Source organism: Pseudomonas sp. PDM17, from assembly GCF_014851985.1.
In the GTDB taxonomy this organism is placed as follows: domain Bacteria; phylum Pseudomonadota; class Gammaproteobacteria; order Pseudomonadales; family Pseudomonadaceae; genus Pseudomonas.
The window spans coordinates 973642-991799 of the sequence record NZ_JACVAT010000001.1 but is presented as its reverse complement, the minus strand read 5'-3'; the positions used below and the strand labels follow the sequence as shown (position 1 = coordinate 991799).

General features: G+C 66.7%; 22 protein-coding genes. 3 read left to right on the top strand and 19 right to left on the bottom strand.

Annotated features, from left to right (window positions below; translation table 11 throughout):
* Window positions 1-36: 36 nt before the first annotated feature.
* Window positions 37-750, bottom strand: coding sequence for a biotin/lipoate A/B protein ligase family protein (locus IB256_RS04840; RefSeq protein ID WP_192290960.1), 714 nt, complete (start codon window positions 748-750; stop codon window positions 37-39).
* Between the two features lie 241 nt (window positions 751-991).
* Between IB256_RS04840 and IB256_RS04835 the strand changes: the two genes are divergently transcribed.
* Entirely contained in the window at window positions 992-2194 is a 1203-nt protein-coding gene (locus tag IB256_RS04835; protein WP_192290962.1) for a GGDEF domain-containing protein, read from the top strand.
* A 31-nt stretch (window positions 2195-2225) separates the two neighbouring features.
* Here the strand turns inward: IB256_RS04835 and IB256_RS04830 are convergent, their stop codons facing one another.
* From IB256_RS04830 to ccmA, 10 genes are all read right to left on the bottom strand, one after another.
* On the bottom strand, window positions 2226-2630 hold the full coding sequence (locus IB256_RS04830; protein WP_192290964.1) for a hypothetical protein: 405 nt from the start codon (window positions 2628-2630) through the stop codon (window positions 2226-2228).
* A gap of 20 nt (window positions 2631-2650) precedes the next feature.
* The gene (gene ccmI, locus IB256_RS04825; protein ID WP_192224211.1) at window positions 2651-3862 is read right to left on the bottom strand and encodes a c-type cytochrome biogenesis protein CcmI; all 1212 of its coding nucleotides are present in this window, start codon (window positions 3860-3862) and stop codon (window positions 2651-2653) included.
* Window positions 3859-4329 carry a cytochrome c-type biogenesis protein gene (locus IB256_RS04820; RefSeq protein ID WP_192290966.1) on the bottom strand — a complete coding sequence of 157 codons (471 nt, stop codon included), beginning with the start codon at window positions 4327-4329 and terminating at the stop codon, window positions 3859-3861. Before IB256_RS04820 ends, ccmI begins: the two co-directional genes overlap by 4 nt.
* Window positions 4326-4868, bottom strand: coding sequence for a thiol:disulfide interchange protein DsbE (dsbE, locus tag IB256_RS04815; protein ID WP_015476576.1), 543 nt, complete (start codon window positions 4866-4868; stop codon window positions 4326-4328). Before dsbE ends, IB256_RS04820 begins: the two co-directional genes overlap by 4 nt.
* A gap of 2 nt (window positions 4869-4870) precedes the next feature.
* Window positions 4871-6844 carry a heme lyase CcmF/NrfE family subunit gene (locus tag IB256_RS04810; RefSeq protein WP_081519308.1) on the bottom strand — a complete coding sequence of 658 codons (1974 nt, stop codon included), beginning with the start codon at window positions 6842-6844 and terminating at the stop codon, window positions 4871-4873.
* Between the two features lies 1 nt (window position 6845).
* A complete protein-coding gene (gene ccmE, locus IB256_RS04805; RefSeq protein WP_045212029.1) occupies window positions 6846-7331 on the bottom strand; it encodes a cytochrome c maturation protein CcmE in 486 nt (161 codons plus the stop codon).
* Window positions 7328-7504 (bottom strand): heme exporter protein CcmD, encoded by a 177-nt coding sequence (ccmD, locus tag IB256_RS04800; RefSeq protein ID WP_081519307.1) that lies wholly within the window; start codon window positions 7502-7504, stop codon window positions 7328-7330. Before ccmD ends, ccmE begins: the two co-directional genes overlap by 4 nt.
* Complete coding sequence (locus tag IB256_RS04795; RefSeq protein ID WP_088416741.1) at window positions 7501-8247, bottom strand: heme ABC transporter permease; 747 nt, start codon at window positions 8245-8247, stop codon at window positions 7501-7503. The genes ccmD and IB256_RS04795 overlap by 4 nt, the downstream gene beginning before the upstream one ends.
* Window positions 8248-8312: 65 nt before the next feature.
* Complete coding sequence (gene ccmB / locus IB256_RS04790; protein WP_017520311.1) at window positions 8313-8984, bottom strand: heme exporter protein CcmB; 672 nt, start codon at window positions 8982-8984, stop codon at window positions 8313-8315.
* A complete protein-coding gene (ccmA, locus tag IB256_RS04785) occupies window positions 8981-9637 on the bottom strand; it encodes a cytochrome c biogenesis heme-transporting ATPase CcmA (protein WP_192224209.1) in 657 nt (218 codons plus the stop codon). Before ccmA ends, ccmB begins: the two co-directional genes overlap by 4 nt.
* 271 nt (window positions 9638-9908) lie before the next feature.
* On the opposite strand from ccmA, the gene IB256_RS04780 reads away from it, so the two are divergent.
* Together IB256_RS04780 and IB256_RS04775 are read left to right on the top strand one after the other, a co-directional pair.
* On the top strand, window positions 9909-11519 hold the full coding sequence (locus IB256_RS04780) for a flagellar hook-length control protein FliK (protein ID WP_192290970.1): 1611 nt from the start codon (window positions 9909-9911) through the stop codon (window positions 11517-11519).
* Window positions 11516-11857 carry an EscU/YscU/HrcU family type III secretion system export apparatus switch protein gene (locus IB256_RS04775; RefSeq protein WP_192290972.1) on the top strand — a complete coding sequence of 114 codons (342 nt, stop codon included), beginning with the start codon at window positions 11516-11518 and terminating at the stop codon, window positions 11855-11857. The genes IB256_RS04780 and IB256_RS04775 overlap by 4 nt, the downstream gene beginning before the upstream one ends.
* A 6-nt stretch (window positions 11858-11863) precedes the next feature.
* On the opposite strand, the gene IB256_RS04770 is transcribed toward IB256_RS04775, so the two are convergent.
* The 8 genes from IB256_RS04770 to IB256_RS04735 form a co-directional block, all read right to left on the bottom strand.
* Window positions 11864-12361: a hypothetical protein gene (locus IB256_RS04770; protein WP_225601596.1), complete on the bottom strand. Its 498-nt coding sequence runs from the start codon at window positions 12359-12361 to the stop codon at window positions 11864-11866.
* Between the two features lie 151 nt (window positions 12362-12512).
* Window positions 12513-12872: a DUF2802 domain-containing protein gene (locus IB256_RS04765; protein ID WP_167523289.1), complete on the bottom strand. Its 360-nt coding sequence runs from the start codon at window positions 12870-12872 to the stop codon at window positions 12513-12515.
* Window positions 12873-12921: 49 nt separating this feature from the next.
* The gene (locus IB256_RS04760) at window positions 12922-13401 is read right to left on the bottom strand and encodes a chemotaxis protein CheW (RefSeq protein ID WP_015476565.1); all 480 of its coding nucleotides are present in this window, start codon (window positions 13399-13401) and stop codon (window positions 12922-12924) included.
* A gap of 73 nt (window positions 13402-13474) precedes the next feature.
* On the bottom strand, window positions 13475-14434 hold the full coding sequence (locus tag IB256_RS04755; protein ID WP_192290974.1) for a CheW domain-containing protein: 960 nt from the start codon (window positions 14432-14434) through the stop codon (window positions 13475-13477).
* Window positions 14435-14531: 97 nt separating this feature from the next.
* Complete coding sequence (locus IB256_RS04750) at window positions 14532-15320, bottom strand: ParA family protein (RefSeq protein WP_138215065.1); 789 nt, start codon at window positions 15318-15320, stop codon at window positions 14532-14534.
* A 49-nt stretch (window positions 15321-15369) separates the two neighbouring features.
* Complete coding sequence (gene motD, locus IB256_RS04745; protein ID WP_192290976.1) at window positions 15370-16251, bottom strand: flagellar motor protein MotD; 882 nt, start codon at window positions 16249-16251, stop codon at window positions 15370-15372.
* Window positions 16252-16267: 16 nt separating this feature from the next.
* Window positions 16268-17008 carry a flagellar motor protein gene (locus IB256_RS04740; protein ID WP_138215067.1) on the bottom strand — a complete coding sequence of 247 codons (741 nt, stop codon included), beginning with the start codon at window positions 17006-17008 and terminating at the stop codon, window positions 16268-16270.
* Window positions 17008-18126 (bottom strand): protein-glutamate methylesterase/protein-glutamine glutaminase, encoded by a 1119-nt coding sequence (locus tag IB256_RS04735; RefSeq protein ID WP_192401486.1) that lies wholly within the window; start codon window positions 18124-18126, stop codon window positions 17008-17010. Before IB256_RS04735 ends, IB256_RS04740 begins: the two co-directional genes overlap by 1 nt.
* Between the last annotated feature and the right edge of the window lie 32 nt (window positions 18127-18158).

Sequence of the window (18158 nt, the reverse complement as noted above, 5' to 3'; positions counted from 1 at the left end):
TTGGGGCGAAGCGAACATCCACCCACGTCGTTCATTTCACACATTCAGCACCACGCCTTCGGCCAGCAGGTGCCGCTGAAACTGCCCGGCCAGGGCGTCCACCTGGTCCCAGGGCTGCTCGTAGCGCTCGTCCAGCGCGACATGGCTGCTGGCGCGCACACGGGCATCGAGCCCGCAGTGCTCGTAGAAGGCGTTCACCGCGGCCACCATCGGCTCGCGCTGGTTCTCCATCAGGATGGCGCCGTGGGCCAGCACCACATAGCGCCCGTCGCTGGGCCGGCGGCGCCAGCGCTGGGCGGTGCCCACCAGCTTGCGGCCGCCCAGGTTGACGTTGTAGCGGCCGTCGCAGAAAGCGCCTTCCACTTCGCCCAGGCCCGGATCCAGGCCGAGCGCCGCGAGCCAGTCGCAAAGTGGCTGGCACAGGCGCAGGTAGGCTGTCTCGATACGCGTCTGCTCGTTGTCACCCGGCGGGATCGCATAGACCAGCGCGACATTGAGCACCCCGGCGGACTGTGGCACCGGCTCGCCGCCGGTGTCACGCAGGGCGATCGGCCAGCCCAGCCCGGCGCAGGCGGCCTCCGCGGCGGCAAAGCCTTCCAGGCGGCTCAACCGGCGCGGCATCACCAGGGACTGCTCCAGCGGGCTCCAGAACAGCAGGCCGCTATCGCGCTCGCCGGCGAAGGTGGCGTCGAGCAGCGCGCGCTCGGCGTCCAGGCCCTGTTGCGCCGACAGTCGTTGCACTCTATTCATGACAGCGTCCTGGGGATTCATGACAGCATTCCTGGATAAACAGGGTTGCGGACTATGCCCGCCGAGGGCCTATCCGACAATGTTCCAGGCCAATTTGTTGCCGAGCTCGGAAATTTCAGCGTAGCGGGCTGTGACTGCCGCGGTGACGCGCCAAGTCACGTCGATTTCAATCCACGCCGCAGCGAACCGGCGCTGCGTCTATCCTGCTACTGGCCGGCACTTGCGCAGGAGGCCAGAGCCCGTGTCCAGGACGTTGCTTCAGCGTCTGCACCACGCCATTGCCGTCAACGACGCGCTGGCGCTGCCGATCGCCCGGGAAAACCTGCGGCGCCTGTACTTCTCCGCCCTGCTGGCGGTGCCTTTCGATCTGGTCCACATCCTGGTATTCCGCCTCAACCTGCAGGGCTCCAGCCCCGAATACGACGGCTGGCGCCTGGACATCATCCGCGTCCACGCCGTGGTCGCCGTGCTCTTCAGCCTGATCGGCCTGCTCGCCTGGCTGGCCACCCCACCCCGGCGCCACGCGCCTCTGTGGTACATGCAGACTTTGAGCGTACTGGGTAGCATCCTGCTGCTGGGGTTCGGCATCGCCATCACCGGCGCCGACCAGCAGGTCACCAGCAGCATCACCCCTTTCCTGATGGCCTCGGTGGCCACCTCGCTGATCATCCTGTTGCGCCCGAGCCTGGCCATCGCGCTCTATATCCTCGCGCTGGCCGTCTTCGAGCTGACCATGACGCTGACCCAGGCCAGCCCGCAGCTGCGCCTGTCGAACCAGATGGGCGGGCTGACCATCTGCGGTATCGGCCTGGTGCTGTCGTTCATCCTCTGGCACGGCCATGTGCGCAACCTGCGTCAGCGCGAATTCCTCCGCCAGCAAAGGCTGGAGCTGGAAGAAAAGAACCGCCAGCTGGAATACCTCGCCGGTCACGATCCGCTGACCGGGCTGTTCAACCGCCGCCAGTTCGACCAGTTGGTAGGCATGGAGCTGTCGCGCGCCGCCCGCCAGCCGGCGCCGATCAGCCTGCTCATGGTGGACCTGGATCATTTCAAGTTCATCAACGACCGCTACGGCCACCCGCTGGGCGACGAAGTCATCCGCCATACCGCCAGCCTGCTGAGGAACTACACGCGCACCGGCGACAGCGTGGCGCGCCTGGGCGGCGAGGAGTTCCTGCTGCTGTTGCCCGATACCTCCCAGCCCCAGGCACGGGTCATCGCCGAGAAGGTTCGCCGACTGCTGGAGGAAACCCCGCTGCCGATAAAAGACGGGTTGCTCTACCTCACCGCGAGCTTCGGCATCGCCTGCCTGGAGGCCGGCGTTCCGGGCACCTACGAAGGGCTCTACGCCGCGGCGGACAAGGCGCTGTACAAGGCCAAGGCAAGCGGACGCAATCGGGTGGAGGTGATAGCGCTGGGGACGGAAATGGGGACGTTCGATTGAGCGCCCAGGCTCCGTGCTATCCGGGTGCGCCCTATTGGGCGTATTTACGCGTCAGCCCCGGCGGTACGCCGCTGCTGTCGGTCTCGGTCCAGGGGCCTTGCGGGCCGACGCCCCAGTACCAGCCGCTGTCCCAGTGGTAGTAGGTGCGCTGGCGGTAGTAGAGGTCCTTCTGGCCCTGGATCACATAGACGCCGAGGCTGGCGTCCCAGCGGCCCTTGCCGCCGGGCGGCGGGGCGAACTGGGTCGGACGCTTGGCGGTCGGCGCAGCACTGGGCTGCGGGGTGATCGGCGAGCTGGAGGTCTTGGCCGGCGGGATAGGCTTGCTCGGTTGCGAGGGCGGCGGAATCTGCGAAGGCGGCTGCTCCGGCTGCTGCGGTTGCACCACGCAACCACTCAGTACCAGCATGGCGCCCAGCGCCAGCAATCTGCCCTTCATCGCTCAACCCTCTCTTGTGATTACTTCTGATCCGGGCTGTCGATTGTCACGCTCTGCTCGCCCGCCTGGGAAGTAGACAACGAAGCACTTCGTCCGATCCATTCCCCGGCAGTGGCATTGCCGGCGCGGGAGATGCGCGCGACCAGCTGCACCTGCGGATGCTGGGAGAGCTTGAGCTGCGGCATCATCGCGTCGGCGTCGCTCAGCGACACCTCGCTGGGCAGATCGGAGACCTTCAGGCGCTTCACCGCCAGCGGCATCGGCGGGCCGCTCACGGCACGGGCGAAGACGAACACGCTGTCGTCCGGCTTGACCTGACCCTTCACGGCGTCGGTCAGGTCGACCTTCACCTTCAGGGTCACGCCAGCGGTGGCGGCAGCCACCGGGGCTTCGGGCGGAGTCTGGCCCTTCTCGACCATCCGCTGGCGAGCGCGCTCAATGCCGCCGGCAATGGCGTCGCGGGACGGATCGTCCTGCGGCAGCACGGTGACCAGGCGGCCCCAGTAGTCGATGGCGTCCGCGTACTTCTCGTCCTCGAACGCGGCGATGCCGAGCAGGCCGAGCGTGGTGACTTCCTGCGGGTCCTTCTTCAACGCTTCGTCGGCGAGGTCGCGGACCTGCTGGCTGAGCGCCTTGTCCCCGGCGAAGTACAGCGCCTGCGCCCACTGGCCGAGCACTTCCGGCTGGCGGCCGGAGAGGCGCGCGGCCTGCTCGAAGGCCTTGGCGGCGTCGGCGGCGCGGTTCTGGGTCATGTAGGCGCGGCCGAGGAAGTACCAGCCTTCAGCGGAGTCCGGCTGAGCCTTGAGCGAACGTTCCAGGCGCGAGGTCATCTCTTCCATGGACTTGGGCGCGGTGGCGAACTCGCGGGCCAGCTCGACCTTGTCACTGGCCCCCCAGTGCAAGTAGAGGCCCAGCGCGAGGAACGGCAGGACCAGCGCTACCACCAGCGGCGCGGCGCGGCCGAGACGGGAGCGGCGATCATCGCCGGCGCCTTCGGTGTCGGAGAGCAGCTCGCGGGCCGCTTCGGCGCGGCCGGCTTCGAACTGCGCGGCGTCGAGGGTGCCGGCGTCACGCTGGGAACCCAGCTCGGCCAGACGCTCCTGGTACAGGGCGACGTTGAGGGCGGTACGGTCTTCCTCAGCCTGGGCCTTGCGGCCGCGCAGCAGAGGGACGAGGAGAAATGCCAGGGCCACCAGCAACAGCAGGCCGGCGGCGAGCCAGAAATCGATCATTTGTCTTGGTTATCCAGCAATTGGTCGAGACGCGCCTGCTCCTCGGCGGACAGCGTGGTGGAAGTGGCAGCGACCGGGCGACGGCGGCGCGCGACGATGGCGCCGATGACGATCACGCCCAGCCCCAGCAACGCGGCGGGGCCGAACCAGAGCAGCCAGGTGCGCTCGCTGACTTCGGGCTTGTAGCGCACGAACTCGCCGTAGCGGTCGACCATGTAGTCGACGATCTGCTGGTTGCTCTTGCCGGCCGCCATCTGGGTGTAGATCTGCTTGCGCAGATCCGCGGCGATCGGCGCGTTGGAGTCGGCGATGTCCTGGTTCTGGCACTTGGGGCAACGCAGTTCGGTGGTCAGCTCGCGGAAGCGCGCGCGCTCGGCGTCATTGGCGAATTCGTAAGTGTCGATGGCGGCATGGGCAATGCCGGTCAGGCAAAGCCCAAGCGCGGTGGCGGCAAGCAGACGCTTCATTTGCCCTCCGCTTCGTCGACCAGACCCTGGTAGATCGGCGCCAGCTGTTCACGCCAGACCTTCTCGTCGACGGCGCCGACCAGCTTGTGGCGGATGATGCCGTCCTTGTCGATGATGTAGGTCTCCGGCGCGCCGTAGACGCCCAGGTCGAGGCCCAGAGTGCCCTGCGCATCGGCGATATTCATCAGGTAGGGGTTGTGCAGCTCCTTGAGCCACTTCTGCGCCGCGGCGCCGTCGTCCTTGTAGTTGATGCCGTAGATCACCACGCCCTTGGCGGCCAGATCGGTCAGCACCGGGTGCTCGAAGCGGCAGGTCGGGCACCAGGTGCCCCAGACGTTGACCAGCGCCGGCTTGCCCTTGAGGTCGGCCTCGGTGTAGGTCTTGCCCGGCTCGGTGACGCTGGGCAGGGAGAACGCCGGGAACGGCTTGCCGATCAGCGCCGAGGGCAGCTCGCTGGGGTCGAGCCACAGGCCACGGAAGAGGAATACCGCGACGACCAGGAAGATCGCCAGGGGCAACAGCAGGATCGCACGCTTCACACTCAGGCTCCCTGTCCGGCGAGGCCCAGGGCCTCGCGTACACGCGTTTTCACTTTCAGGCGGTAGCGACGATCCAGCGCCGCCAGCACGCCGCCCAGGGCCATCAGCAGGCCACCGAGCCAGATGAAGCGCACGAAGGGCTTGATGTGCACGCGCACGGCCCAGGCGCCGTTGTCCAGCGGCTCACCCAGGGCGACGTAGAGGTCGCGGGTCAGGCTGCCGTGGATGCCGGCCTCGGTCATCATCGAGTTCTGCACGCTGTACAGGCGCTTCTCGGGGTGCAGCACAGCCACTTCCGAACCCTTGCGGGTGACGCGGATGGTGCCCTTGTCGGAGGTGAAGTTCGGGCCTTCGAAGTGATGGGTCCCCTCAAAGCGGAACTGGTAACCGGCCAGTTCCACCGACTCGCCCGGTGCCATGCGCAGGTCGCGCTGGGCACTGAACTGGCTGGTGAGCACCACGCCGATGGCGCAGATGGCGATACCGAAGTGCGCCAGCTGCATGCCCCAGTAGCTGCGGTTCAGGCCCGCGGCACCGGCGATCACGCCCTTGTGACGGACCTTGTCGAAGAAGTCGCGCAGACCGGCCAGCACGACCCAGGCGGCCAGCATGAACACGGTCAGTACTTCCCAGTGCAGCTCGCCATACAGGAAGCTGCCGACACCGCCCAGCACCACGGTGCCGATCAGCACCGGGGTGAGCATGTTGCGCAGCCAGCGGGTCGGGGTGTCCTTCCAGCGCACCAGCACGCCGACCGCCAGGGCCAGCATGAGGATGGCAATCAGCGGCACGAACAGCGCATTGAAGTACGGCGGGCCGACCGACAGCTTGGCGCCACTGATGGCGTCGAGCACCAGCGGGTAGAGGGTGCCCAGCAGGATCATCGAGGCGGTGACCACCAGGATCAGGTTGTTCAGCAGCAGCAGGGTTTCGCGGGACCACAGGGCGAAGCCGACCTGGCTCTTGACCACCGGCGCGCGCAGGGCGAACAGCGTCAGTGAACCACCGACCACCACCAGCAGGAAGGCGAGGATGAACACCCCCCGCTCGGGGTCCGAGGCGAAGGCGTGCACCGAAGTCAGTACGCCGGAGCGGACCAGGAAGGTGCCCAGCAGGCTCAGCGAGAAGGCCGCGATGGCCAGCAGCACGGTCCAGCTCTTGAACACGCCGCGCTTCTCGGTCACCGCCAGCGAGTGGATCAGCGCGGTGCCCACCAGCCAGGGCATGAAGGAGGCGTTTTCCACCGGGTCCCAGAACCACCAGCCGCCCCAGCCCAGTTCGTAGTAGGCCCACCAGGAGCCGAGCACGATGCCGACGCCGAGGAAGGTCCAGGCCACCAAGGTCCACGGACGCGACCAGCGCGCCCAGGCGGCGTCGAGGCGGCCGCCGAGCAGTGCGGCGATGGCGAAGGCGAAGGCCACCGAGAAGCCCACGTAGCCCATGTAGAGCATCGGCGGGTGGAAGATCAGACCCGGGTCCTGCAGCAGCGGGTTGAGGTCGTTGCCGTCGGCCGGCACCTGCGGCAGCAGGCGGCTGAAGGGGTTGGAGGTGATGATCAGGAACAGCAGGAAGCCGGTGCTGATCATGCCCATCACGGCCAGCACGCGAGCCAGCATCACTTCCGGCAACTGGCGGGAGAACACCGACACGGCGAAGGTCCAGCCGCCGAGGATCAGCGCCCAGAGCAGCAGCGAGCCTTCGTGGGCGCCCCACACGGCGCTGAATTTGTAGAACCAGGGCAGCGCGCTGTTGGAGTTGCTGGCGACGTAGGCCACCGAGAAATCATCGTGGAGGAAGGCCCAGGTCAGGCAGCCGAAGGAGAACAGCAGGAAGGCGAACTGCCCCCAGGCTGCCGGGCGCGCCAGGCTCATCCACTGGCGATCACCGCGCCAGGCACCCACAAGCGGGAAGAACGACATCACCAGCGCCATGCACAGCGCGAGGATCAGCGAGAGGTGACCGAGTTCGGGAACCATGTCAGTTGCTCCCCTGTTGCGGCGCGGCGTTGCCGCTCTGGCTGGCTTCGTAGTGCTCCAGCTTGCCGCTGTCCTTGAGCGCCTTGGTGACTTCCGGCGGCATGTATTTCTCGTCGTGCTTGGCCAGCACTTCATCGGCGGTCAGCACGCCGGCTTCGTTGATCTTGCCCAGGGCGACGATGCCCTGCCCTTCGCGGAACAGGTCCGGAAGGATGCCGCGGTATTTCACCGTGACTTCCTTGGCGAAGTCGGTGACCACGAACTCCACATCCAGCGAATCCGCCGAACGCTTGAGCGAACCCTTCTCGACCATGCCGCCGGCACGGATGCGCGTGTCGTGCGGTGCTTCGCCGTTGGCAATCTGGGTCGGGGTGTAGAACAGGTTGATGTTTTCCTGCAGGGCCGACAGCGCCAGGCTGACGGCGACGCCAACGCCGGCGACGATGGCGAGGACGATGTACAGACGCTTCTTGCGGACCGGATTCACTTGCTGGCCTCCCGGCGCAGACGACGCGCCTCTTCTTGCAGGTAACGCCGGCGCGCCACGATCGGCGAGACGACGTTGATCGCCAGGACCACCAGGCAGATGGCGTAGGCGGACCACACGTAAGGGCCATGGTGACCCATGGCGAGGAAATCGGAGAATGATTCGAAACTCATAGCGCGCGCTCCACCTCGGCCTTGACCCAGCTCGCGCGGGCTTCGCGCTTGAGCACTTCCAGGCGCATGCGCATCATCAGCACCACGGCGAAGAAGCAGTAGAAGCCGGCGACCATCATCAGCAGCGGAATCCACATCTCCGGCGGCATCGGCGGCTTTTCAGTCAGGGTGAAGGTGGCCGGCTGGTGCAGCGTGTTCCACCAGTCCACCGAGTACTTGATGATCGGGATGTTCACCACGCCGACGATGGCCAGTACGGCGCAGGCCTTGGCCGCGCTGTCGCGGTTGGTGATGGCCTGGCCCAGGGCGATGATGCCGAAATAGAGGAAGAGCAGGATCAGCATCGAGGTCAGGCGTGCGTCCCAGACCCACCAGGCACCCCAGGTCGGCTTGCCCCAGATCGCACCGGTGACCAGCGCGACGAAGGTCATCCAGGCGCCAATCGGCGCGGCGCACTGTACGGCGACGTCGGCGATCTTCATCTTCCAGATCAGCCCGACCGCGCCGGCCACGGCCAGCATCACGTAGCAGGACTGGGCGAGGAACGCCGCCGGCACGTGGATATAGATGATGCGGAAGCTGTTGCCCTGCTGGTAATCCGGCGGCGCGAAGGCCAGGCCCCAGACAGTGCCGGCAACCATCAGCAGGATCGCGGCGACCGCGAACCAGGGCATCCAGCGTCCGCTGATCTCGTAGAACCACTTGGGCGAGCCAAGCTTGTGAAACCAAGTCCAGTTCATCATCAGGCTCTGTAATTCAAAGCTCTAGTCTGCCGCCGGTGCCGCTTCCCAGCCCGGCGATCGTTCGTTCACTCGCCGACGCTGATCTTCAGCCCGGCGGCGATGGCAAAGGGCGTCAGCGTCAATGCTAACGCCGTCAGGCTGGCCAGCCACAGCAGGTGCCCGGCGGTGGGCAGCCCCTGCAACGACGCCTGCAGCGCTCCGCTGCCCAGGATCAGCACCGGAATGTAAAGCGGCAGGATCAGCAGGGCCAGCAGCAGGCCACCGCGCTTGAGACCGACGGTGAGCGCCGCACCCACGGCGCCCAGCAGGCTCAGGATCGGTGTCCCCAGCAGCAGCGACAGCAGCAGGTCCGGCAGGCAGCGCGCCGGCAGGCCCAGCATCAGGGCGAACAGCGGCGACAGCAGCACCAGGGCCAGCCCTGAAACCAGCCAGTGTGCCAGCACTTTGGCCAGTACCAGTAGTGGCAGGGGGTGCGGCGAAAGGACCCACTGTTCCAAAGAACCATCTTCGAAATCACTGCGGAACAGGCCGTCCAGCGACAGCAGCACTGCGAGCAGTGCCGCGACCCAGACCAGCCCCGGCGAGAGATTCTTGAGCATTTCCGATTCGGGACCGACCGCCAGCGGGAACAGCGCGATGACGATGGCGAAGAACACCAAAGGATTAGCCAGCTCCGCCGGACGACGGAACAGCAGGCGCGCTTCGCGGGCGAGCAGCAGGGTGAAGACGTTGCTCATCGCGCCGCCACCTCCCGCGCATGCTGGCCCAGGTCGAGGGCGCGGTAACCCTGCGGCATGCGCTCCAGGCTGTGGTGGGTGGTCAGCACAACCAGTCCACCGCGTTCGCAATGGCCGGCCAGGTGTTCTTCGAGCTGCGCCACGCCCTGCTTGTCCAGGGCGGTAAAGGGTTCGTCGAGGATCCACAGCGGCGGCGCGTCCAGATACAGGCGCGCCAGGGCCACGCGGCGCTGCTGGCCGGCGGACAGGGTATGGCAGGGAACGTCCTCGAAGCCGCGCAGGCCGACGGCTTCCAGCGCCTGCCAGATGGCATCGCGGTTGGCCGGCTGGTGCAGCGCGCAGAGCCAGGCGAGGTTCTCTTCGGCGGTGAGCAGGCCCTTGATGCCAGCCGCGTGGCCGATCCACAGCAGCTGACGGGCCAGTTCGTGGCGCTGCTCGGTCAGCGGCTTGCCATTGAGCAGCACATCACCGGCGGTAGGCTGCATCAACCCGCTGAGCAGGCGCAGCAGGCTGGTCTTGCCGCTGCCGTTGGGACCGACGATCTGTAGCATTTCGCCCGCGCCCAGTCGCAGATCGAGACGCTCGAACAGCATGCGCCAGTCCCGCTCGCAGGCGAGCGCCACGGTTTCGAGGAGGGGATGGGTCAAGGGCATCGGCAACCGTCGGGCAGAAAACAGTCAGTGGTGCAAAAACGCGGCCATACCGCGCGGGCCGCCAAGCACGGCCTCGGGCGGCGCATTATACACAGCGGTTCCTACACCCGACGTCAGGTTTTTCGACAGGGTGTAACGTCAAATCAGCGCACCTTGAGCTGCGTCCATGCGCAACCACCGCCCTGCCCTCCTGCCGCCGGACGGTCTAAAGTGCGGGCAATCGCCGCCGATACACTGGGCGCAACCCCGTCACGCCGCCTGCAGGTCCCCGATGCCGAGTGAAATTGGCGCTTCCCGTCCGCTACCGCCTACCCCGTCGCTGCGCAGCACGCCGAGCGCGGCCGAGCTGACGCTCAAGCTCGCGCAGAGCCTCGGCGACCTTCTGCCGCCGGGAGACAAAGCCCACGCAGAAGTGCTGGCAGTGCGCGACGGGCAGGTGAATTTTCAGCTGTTGCTGCGCCTGACCATGGCCAGCGGACAGCAGGCGCTGGTGGTGGCGGAAAGCCCTCAGGCGCTGCCCAAGGGCAGCACCCTGCAGCTGTCGACGCTGAACCAGACCAGCCTCGCCGCCACCCTGCTGACGCAACCGAGCCTTAGCACCCTCGGCATGAGTGGCGCCAGCCAGGCGCCACTGGGCAGTCTCGATCTCGACGTGCTGCCGGTGGGCACGCTGATCCAGGGCAAGGTGGACGCCAGCCAGCTGATCGCCATGGGCAAGGCCGAGCAGGTGGTCTACAAGGTGTTGGTGACGTTGCTCAACACGCCGCTGGCCGGGCGCCAGCTGAGCATCGAATCGCCCAACCCGCTCCCCCTCAACAGCCTGCTCAGCGCCCGGGTGCAGGACCAGCAGGCCCTGCAGTTCCTGCCGATGAACGCCCGCCTGGACCAGCTCGACCTGAGCCTGCAGCTCGGCGCCCAGCAGAACCGCCAGGGCCCGCTGGATAATCTGTTCAAAGCGCTGCAGGGTAGCGGCAGCAACCCGAACCTGAGCCCGGAGCTGCGCCAGTCGGTGGACAAGCTGCTCGGCGCACTGCCAGACATCCGCCAGCTCAGTGATGCCAAGGGCGTCGCCCAGGCCTTCCAGCAAAGCGGCGCGTTCCTCGAAGGGCAGTTGCTGCGCGGCGTAGAGAGTTTGCCCCAGGACCTCAAGGCCAATCTGCTGCGGCTGATTGCCCAGATACTGCCAACCGTCCAGGGCGGTACGGCGGCCGCGGTGCTGGGCAACCTGCCGGGCAGCGCCCTGGCCGGTGCCAACAATCTGGCACAGGCCATGCCGGCCTTCGTGCGCAATGCACTGGGTGTGATCGGCCAGACCAGCGGGCGCACGCCGCCACCGGTCAGCTTCCCGCTCCCCAGCCGGCTGGCCAATGAACTGGAGGAAGAAGGCGACCTCGAGTCGCTGCTCAAACTGGCCGCCGCTGCGGTCTCCCGCCTGCAGACCCACCAGCTGGGCAGCCTGGCGCAGAGCGATGTGCTGCCCGACGGCACGGTACTGAACACCTGGCAGCTGGAGATTCCCCTGCGCCACCAACAGCAGATGGTGCCGATCCAGGTGCGTATCCAGCAGGAAGAAAAGGACAGCCCGGCGAACGATCGCGAGCAGCAGCCGCGGGAAATGCTCTGGCGCGTCGATCTGGCCTTCGACCTGGACAGCCTCGGCCCGCTGCAGGTCCAGGCCACCCTGGCCCACGGCAGCATCGGCACTCAGCTGTGGGCCGAGCGCGCCGCCACCGCCAGCCTGATCGATGGCGAACTGGGCACCCTGCGCCAGCGCCTGAACGACGCGGGTCTCAGCGTGGGCGAGCTGAGTTGCCGCCAGGGCAAGCCGCCCCAGGGCGCGCGCACGGCGGTGGAACAACGCTGGGTGGACGAGACTGCATGAAGAAATCCAGGAAAGCGCCGCGCCAGGCCATTGCCCTCAACTATGACGGGCAGAGCGCACCGACGCTCACCGCCAAGGGCGACGATGAACTGGCGGAAACCATCCTCGCCATCGCCCGCCACCACGAGGTGCCGATCTACGAGAACGGCGAGCTGGTGCGTTTGCTGGCGCGCCTGGAGCTGGGCGATGCGATTCCCGAGGCGCTCTACCGCACCATCGCCGAGATCATCGCCTTCGCCTGGTACCTCAAGGGCAAGAGCCCACTGAACAGCAAGCAGGAGGCGCCGCCGGACGCGATGCCGCTGTTGCTGGAAGGGCCGGACTCCCGTCGCCGGTGAGCCTTCTCAGCCGCGGCACTCGCAGCCGCTGCGGGCAGGAGGAAGGTCGCCGGCCGGGGCAAAGTCACTGAACTCGCGCACCGACTTGCGGATCGGCTGCTCGTCTTCGCTGTGGTAGAGCACCATGCTGCTGGTCACCTCGCGCAACTGCGCCAGGGAAATCGGCTTGTCCAACACATCCAGCAGCGGCACACGGTTGGCCCAGGCCCACTGCATCAGGCCGCGCCGCTCCTCCGCGCTGTAGTTCCCCACCAGCAGGAACTGGCGGAAGGTGTTGCTCTGGCTCAGCGCCTTCAGGCTCATCAGCTCGTTGGGGCCGGGGCGGAAATCGTCGTGGATGAACAGGCTGTAGCGCTGGCGGCCCGAAAGCGCCTTGCGGACTTCGTCCAGGTTCAGACACAGGCTCAGGTGGTAGAACTCCAGACGATTGAGCAGCACGCTGTAGTTCAGCAGCCGGCCGGGGTGCGAGCACAGCACCATGGCCCGGCGGGAAATGGTCGCCATATCGATGGCCTCGGAAAAATTTTGACGAGGCCAATTTAGCGACGTATTGCCGCGATTCTTATCAGACGAGTCCTAATTGCCTGTAGTGAAACTCCTACAAGCCAGGAATCCCGACAGGCGGCTGGGGCTCGAAAAAGGCGGCGGCGCGGGCTCAGTCCCGCGCCTTGCCCTGATGCAGGCGGGCGACCAGTTCGGCTTCTGCCTGGGACAGGCCGCAGCTCTGGGTCAGGTCTTCGGGACTGGCGCCCATGCCAACCAGACGTGCCGCCTGGCTGAAGGAGAGGCTGGTGGGGTCGCGCTGCTCGATGCGCACCAGGCGCTCGGGCAGCGGCGCGACCTGCTTGTTCAGCTCGCGCAGCTCCTCGCCCATGCGGATGTTGATCTGCTGGTACGACTCGATGCGCTTGCCCTGTTCCTTCAGGCGCTGCTCGAACACCGCCAGCTGCTTGGCCAGCTGCACCGCCTGGGCTTCCTGGGCGCGCTGCCGGCCGGACAGCCAGACGCAGGCCATCGCCAGGCCCGCGCAGGCGATACCGAGCACCACCAGAGCGATCAGCACCTCAGATGCTCTCCAGCTCCGACCACTCTTCCTCGGTCATCATCTTGTCCAGCTCGACCAGGATCAGCAGCTCGCCGTTCTTGTTGCAGACGCCCTGGATGAACTTGGCCGATTCCTCGTTACCGACGTTCGGCGCGGTCTCGATCTCGGACTGGCGGAGGTAGACGACCTCGGCGACGCTGTCGACGAGGATGCCCACTACCTGCTTGTCGGCTTCGATGATGACGATGCGGGTGTTGTCCGAGACCGGCGCCGGGTCCAGGCCGAAGCGCTGGCGGGTGTCGATCACGGTGACCACGTTACCGCGCAGGTTGATGATGCCCAGCACGTAGCTCGGAGCACCCGGGACCGGCGCGATCTCGGTGTAGCGCAGCACTTCCTGGACCTGCATCACGTTGATGCCGTAGGTCTCGTTGTCCAGGCGGAAGGTGACCCACTGCAGAATCGGATCTTCGGCACCTTGCGCTGACGTTTTCTTCATATCCCCTCGCCTCTTCTGGTTCCACGCCGCCTGCGGCGTGGAGGTTGTCTTTCAAATCTGCTTGCGCGCAGCCTCAGGGCTGCAGGCGCTTGGCGGCGCCGCTGGCGATCAGTTCGGCCAGGGCCGAGACATCGAGCAGTGCGCACATCTGGTCGATCACCGTGCCGGCCAGCCACGGGCGTTGCTGGCGCTGGCTGCGCCACTTCACCTCGGACGGGTCCAGGCGCACCGAGCGGCTGACCTGATGCACGGCCAGCCCCCACTCGTAGCCCTGCACGGAAATCACGTACTGCAGCCCCTCGCGGTAGTCGTCGCGGTAACGCTCGGGCATCACCCAGCGCGCGGTGTCGAGTACCTTCAGGTTGCCGTTCTGGCCCGGCAGGATGCCGAGGAACCAGTCGGGCTGGCCGAACAGCGGGGTCAGGTCGTGCCCCGCCAGTGGATAGATGGAGCCCAGGCAAACCAGCGGCACCGCCAGGGTCAATCCGGCGACGTCGAACAGCAGGCACTCGAAGGGCTCGGCGGCCCAGACCGGGCGACCGTCGTCGAGCAGCTTGAGCGGCGCGGCGGGCATCTCGGCGCTGCCGGGCTGGTGCAGGTCGATGACCTGACCCAGTTGCGCTGGCGGCTCGTCGGCCTCGGCAGCATCGGCAACGGGCGCTTCGATGACCGGGGCTACGGGCTCTGGCAGGCGCAGTTCGGCCACCGGAGCCGGGGTAACCGGTGCGCGAGCGGCGACGTTCAGGCGTGCATCGCGGACCTGTTCTTCGAGCACGGCCGCTTCGAATTCATCGAGGCTGACGCTGGCTTGCGGCGCCTGCTGTACCGCAACCTGAGGCTCGGCGATCAGCGGCGCGACCGGCTCGCTGACCACCAGCGCCACCGGGGCGATCGGAGCCGGAGCAACCGGCGCGGCGGCAGGCTGCGCCACCGGCTCCGGTGCGAAGTCTTCGAAAGTGGCCTCCTGCAGCAGCGCGTCCAGGTAGGACTGCAGCGCGAGCTGGGGGCGAGTGGCGGTAGCGGAACGACTCATGATGGATAACCGCGCAAGGTGACTGTCCAGCCTATCGGCAGCGGACGCGCCGCTCTTGAGCGCATCCGTCGGATTCTTTTGTTCAGGCCTGCCATCGTCAGGCTACCTGGCTCGCCGGCACATGGGCCAGCAGATGCTTGAGCAAAGCACGGTAGGCGATCACACCCCGGCTGTTGCTGTCGTTGCGCGACGGCACCGTGCCCAGCCGGCTGGCGTCGCGCAGCTTGGTATCCACCGGGATGAACGCCTGCCAGAGGGTTTCCGGGTAGGTATCGCGCAGCACCCGCAGGGTGCCCAGCGATGCCTGGGTACGGCGGTCGAACAGGGTCGGCACGATGGTGAAAGGCAGCGCCTGCTTGCGCGAGCGGTTGACCATCTTCAGCGTGTTGACCATGCGCTCCAGGCCCTTGAGGGCGAGGAACTCGGTCTGCACCGGGATCACCAGGTGCTGGCTGGCCGCCATGGCGTTGACCATCAGCACGCCCAGCAGCGGCGGGCTGTCGATGATCGCGTAGTCGAATTCGTTCCACAGCTGCGCCAGGCTCTTGGCGATCACCAGGCCCAGGCCGTTCTGCCCGGGCGACTGGCGCTCCAGGGTGGCCAGCGCGGTGCTCGACGGCAGCAGGCGGATGTTCTCGTGGCTGGTGGGTAGCAGCAGCGATTCCGGCAGCCCCTCGGGCACGTTGCCCTGGTGCAGGAACAGGTCGAACACGCTGTGCTCCAGGGTGTCCGGGTCATGCCCGAAGTAGCTGGTCATCGAGCCGTGGGGGTCCAGGTCGACGATCAGCACGCGCTTGCCGGCATCCGCCAGCAGGCCTGCCAATGCGATCGAGGATGTGGTCTTGCCGACGCCACCTTTCTGGTTGGCTACCGCCCAGACTTTCATAGTGCTGGCTCCCCGCAGGCCGTGATTCGGTTCAGGGTTTTCATATCGTTCAGTCCCCTGCCGATGACGAAGAATTGACGGCGCCACTGCCGGGCGCCTCACTGGCAATCACTGGTGCAGATTGCGTGCCAGCATGCCGCAACGCCGGGTCCGGCTGCGCCTTGCCACTGCCCACCCCGCTGATGCTGCGGCGCACCTCCAGGTTGCGGGAGATCACCAGCACCACCCGGCGGTTGCGTGCGCGGCCATCCGCCGTGGCATTGTCCGCCACTGGCTGGAATTCGCCATAGCCCACCGCCGCCAGCCGACCGGCGTCGAGGCCGTCCTGGGCGAGCATGCGGACGATGCTGGCGGCCCGTGCAGCGGACAGTTCCCAGTTGGTCGGGTACTGCGAATTATGGATCGGAACGTTGTCGGTGAAACCTTCGACGTGCACCGGGTTGCGGTAAGGCGCCAGAATCCTGGCGACCTTCTCGATGATCTCGAAGGCGGCGTCATTGGGAATGGCATCGCCGCTGGGGAACAGCAGGCTGGAATTGAGGGTGATCTCGATCCAGAACTCGTTGCCGCGCACCGACAGCTGGTCGGTGGAGATCAGGTCGCCGAAGGCCTGGCGCACGCTGTCGCTGATCTGCTGCAGGGTATCGGGGTTGCTCTGGGCCTGGCCGTCGTCCTGCGGCTCATTGAGCGACTGGTCCGGCTGCTGGGTGCGCGGGCGCTCCTCGCCGACCGGGATCGGGCGGATCGAGCGGTCCGGCTGGTTGAACACCCCGGTCAGGGTTTCCGAGAGGATCTTGTACTTGCCCTCGTTGATCGAGGAGATCGAGTACATCACCACGAAGAAGGCGAACAGCAGGGTGATGAAGTCCGCGTAGGACACCAGCCAGCGTTCGTGATTCTCGTGTTCCTCATGACGTCTGCGGCGAGGCATGCGCATCCCCTCCCCCTCAGCCGACGAAGCCTTGCAGCTTCAGCTCGATGGAGCGCGGATTCTCACCCTCGGCGATGGACAGCAGGCCCTCCATGAGCATTTCGCGGTAGCAGGACTGGCGCAGCACGATGCTTTTCAGCTTGTTGCCGATGGGCAACAGCAGCAGGTTGGCCAGGCCGACGCCGTAGATGGTGGCGACGAAGGCCACGGCAATACCGTTGCCCAGCTGGCTGGGGTCGGCGAGATTGCCCATCACGTGGATCAGGCCCATCACCGCACCGATGATGCCAATGGTCGGCGAGTAGCCGCCCATGGCTTCGAATACCTTGGCGGCCGCCAGGTCGCGGCTTTCCTGGTTGTACAGGTCGACTTCGAGGATGCTGCGGATGGCCTCGGGCTCGGTGCCGTCCACCAGCAGTTGCAGGCCCTTGCGCGCGTAAGGATCGCGCTCGGCGTCGGCAACGGTTTCCAGGCCCAGCAGGCCTTCCTTGCGCGCCGTCATGCTCCAGCCGACCACGTGGTTGATGCCGCCGACCAGATCCACCTTGGGTGGCAGGACCATCCAGCGCAGCATGGTCACAGCGCGCTTGAGCACCGCGACCGGGGTCTGCAGCAGTGCGGCTGCCAGGGTGCCGCCCACCACGATCAGTGCCGCCGGGCCGTTGGCCAGGGCACCGACGTGCCCGCCCTCGAGGAAGTTGCCGCCGATGATGGCAACCAGCGCGAGGATCAGGCCGACCAGGCTGAGGACATCCATCAGCCGCAGGCCTCGGTCAGGTGCCGGCCGATGTCGTCCAGGCTGTACACCGCGTCGGCCAGGCCGGCCTTGGCGATCGCCATGGGCATGCCGTAGATCACGCAGCTGGCTTCATCCTGCGCCCAAACCTGGGCGCCGCCCTGCTTGAGCATGCGCGCGCCTTCGCGGCCGTCAGCGCCCATGCCGGTGAGGACCACCGCCAGGACCTTGTCGCCATAGGCCTTGGACGCGGAACCGAAGGTCACGTCGACGCAGGGCTTGTAGTTCAGGCGTTCGTCACCGGGCAGGATGCGGATCGCGCCACGGGCGTCGACCATCATCTGCTTGCCGCCGGGAGCCAACAGGGCCACGCCGGGACGCAGGATGTCGCCATCCTCGGCTTCCTTGACGGTGATCTTGCACAGCTTGTCCAGGCGCTCGGCGAAGGCCTTGGTGAAGGCCGCCGGCATGTGCTGGATCAGCACCAGCGGCGCGGGGAAATTGGCAGGCAGCTGGGTCAGGACCCGCTGCAGCGCCACCGGCCCACCGGTCGAAGTGCCGATGGCTACCAGCCGGTAGGGCTTACGCTTTGGGGCGGCGGAAGTCGCCGGAGCCGGAGCGGCCGGCGCGTGGCTGGCGCCCGACGAAACGGGAGCGGCCGGACGCGCAATGCCGGCAGCGGGAGCCGAAGCCGGCGCGGCCGGGCTCGACGAGTACGAAGAGTACGCGGCGAAGCGGCGGTTGCTCTTGGCGATGGTGTGGACCTTCTCGCACAGCAACTGGCGGACCTTGTCCGGGTTGCGCGAGATGTCCTCGAAATTCTTCGGCAGGTAATCGACGGCGCCGGCGTCCAGCGCGTCCAGGGTCACCCGCGCGCCCTCGTGGGTCAGCGAGGAGAACATCAGGACCGGCGTCGGGCAGCGCTGCATGATGGTCCGCACGGCGGTGATGCCGTCCATCAGCGGCATCTCGTAGTCCATGGTGATCACGTCGGGCTTGAGCGCCAGTGCCTGATCGATTGCCTCGCGGCCATTGGTTGCCGTGCCGACCACCTGGATCTGCGGGTCAGCCGAAAGAATCTCCGAGACGCGGCGGCGGAAGAACCCCGAATCGTCCACCACCAGGACTTTGACAGCCATAGACACTCCTGAAAAAAACTTCTTCCATCACA

Excerpts from the sequence above, each read along its gene's own strand:
- ccmD (WP_081519307.1), bottom strand. The coding sequence starts at position 7,504 with ATGAGTTTCGAATCATTCTCCGATTTCCTCGCCATGGGTCACCATGGC.
- ccmI (WP_192224211.1), bottom strand. The coding sequence starts at position 3,862 with ATGATCGATTTCTGGCTCGCCGCCGGCCTGCTGTTGCTGGTGGCCCTG.
- IB256_RS04795 (WP_088416741.1), bottom strand. The coding sequence starts at position 8,247 with ATGATGAACTGGACTTGGTTTCACAAGCTTGGCTCGCCCAAGTGGTTC.
- ccmA (WP_192224209.1), bottom strand. The coding sequence starts at position 9,637 with ATGCCCTTGACCCATCCCCTCCTCGAAACCGTGGCGCTCGCCTGCGAG.
- IB256_RS04820 (WP_192290966.1), bottom strand. The coding sequence starts at position 4,329 with ATGAAGCGTCTGCTTGCCGCCACCGCGCTTGGGCTTTGCCTGACCGGC.
- IB256_RS04765 (WP_167523289.1), bottom strand. The coding sequence starts at position 12,872 with ATGGCCTGCGTCTGGCTGTCCGGCCGGCAGCGCGCCCAGGAAGCCCAG.
- IB256_RS04750 (WP_138215065.1), bottom strand. The coding sequence starts at position 15,320 with ATGAAAGTCTGGGCGGTAGCCAACCAGAAAGGTGGCGTCGGCAAGACC.
- IB256_RS04760 (WP_015476565.1), bottom strand. The coding sequence starts at position 13,401 with ATGAAGAAAACGTCAGCGCAAGGTGCCGAAGATCCGATTCTGCAGTGG.
- IB256_RS04780 (WP_192290970.1), top strand. The coding sequence starts at position 9,909 with ATGCCGAGTGAAATTGGCGCTTCCCGTCCGCTACCGCCTACCCCGTCG.
- IB256_RS04840 (WP_192290960.1), bottom strand. The coding sequence starts at position 750 with ATGAATAGAGTGCAACGACTGTCGGCGCAACAGGGCCTGGACGCCGAG.
- motD (WP_192290976.1), bottom strand. The coding sequence starts at position 16,251 with ATGCCTCGCCGCAGACGTCATGAGGAACACGAGAATCACGAACGCTGG.
- IB256_RS04770 (WP_225601596.1), bottom strand. The coding sequence starts at position 12,361 with ATGGCGACCATTTCCCGCCGGGCCATGGTGCTGTGCTCGCACCCCGGC.
- ccmB (WP_017520311.1), bottom strand. The coding sequence starts at position 8,984 with ATGAGCAACGTCTTCACCCTGCTGCTCGCCCGCGAAGCGCGCCTGCTG.
- IB256_RS04775 (WP_192290972.1), top strand. The coding sequence starts at position 11,516 with ATGAAGAAATCCAGGAAAGCGCCGCGCCAGGCCATTGCCCTCAACTAT.
- IB256_RS04810 (WP_081519308.1), bottom strand. The coding sequence starts at position 6,844 with ATGGTTCCCGAACTCGGTCACCTCTCGCTGATCCTCGCGCTGTGCATG.
- IB256_RS04740 (WP_138215067.1), bottom strand. The coding sequence starts at position 17,008 with ATGGATGTCCTCAGCCTGGTCGGCCTGATCCTCGCGCTGGTTGCCATC.
- IB256_RS04755 (WP_192290974.1), bottom strand. The coding sequence starts at position 14,434 with ATGAGTCGTTCCGCTACCGCCACTCGCCCCCAGCTCGCGCTGCAGTCC.
- IB256_RS04830 (WP_192290964.1), bottom strand. The coding sequence starts at position 2,630 with ATGAAGGGCAGATTGCTGGCGCTGGGCGCCATGCTGGTACTGAGTGGT.
- IB256_RS04735 (WP_192401486.1), bottom strand. The coding sequence starts at position 18,126 with ATGGCTGTCAAAGTCCTGGTGGTGGACGATTCGGGGTTCTTCCGCCGC.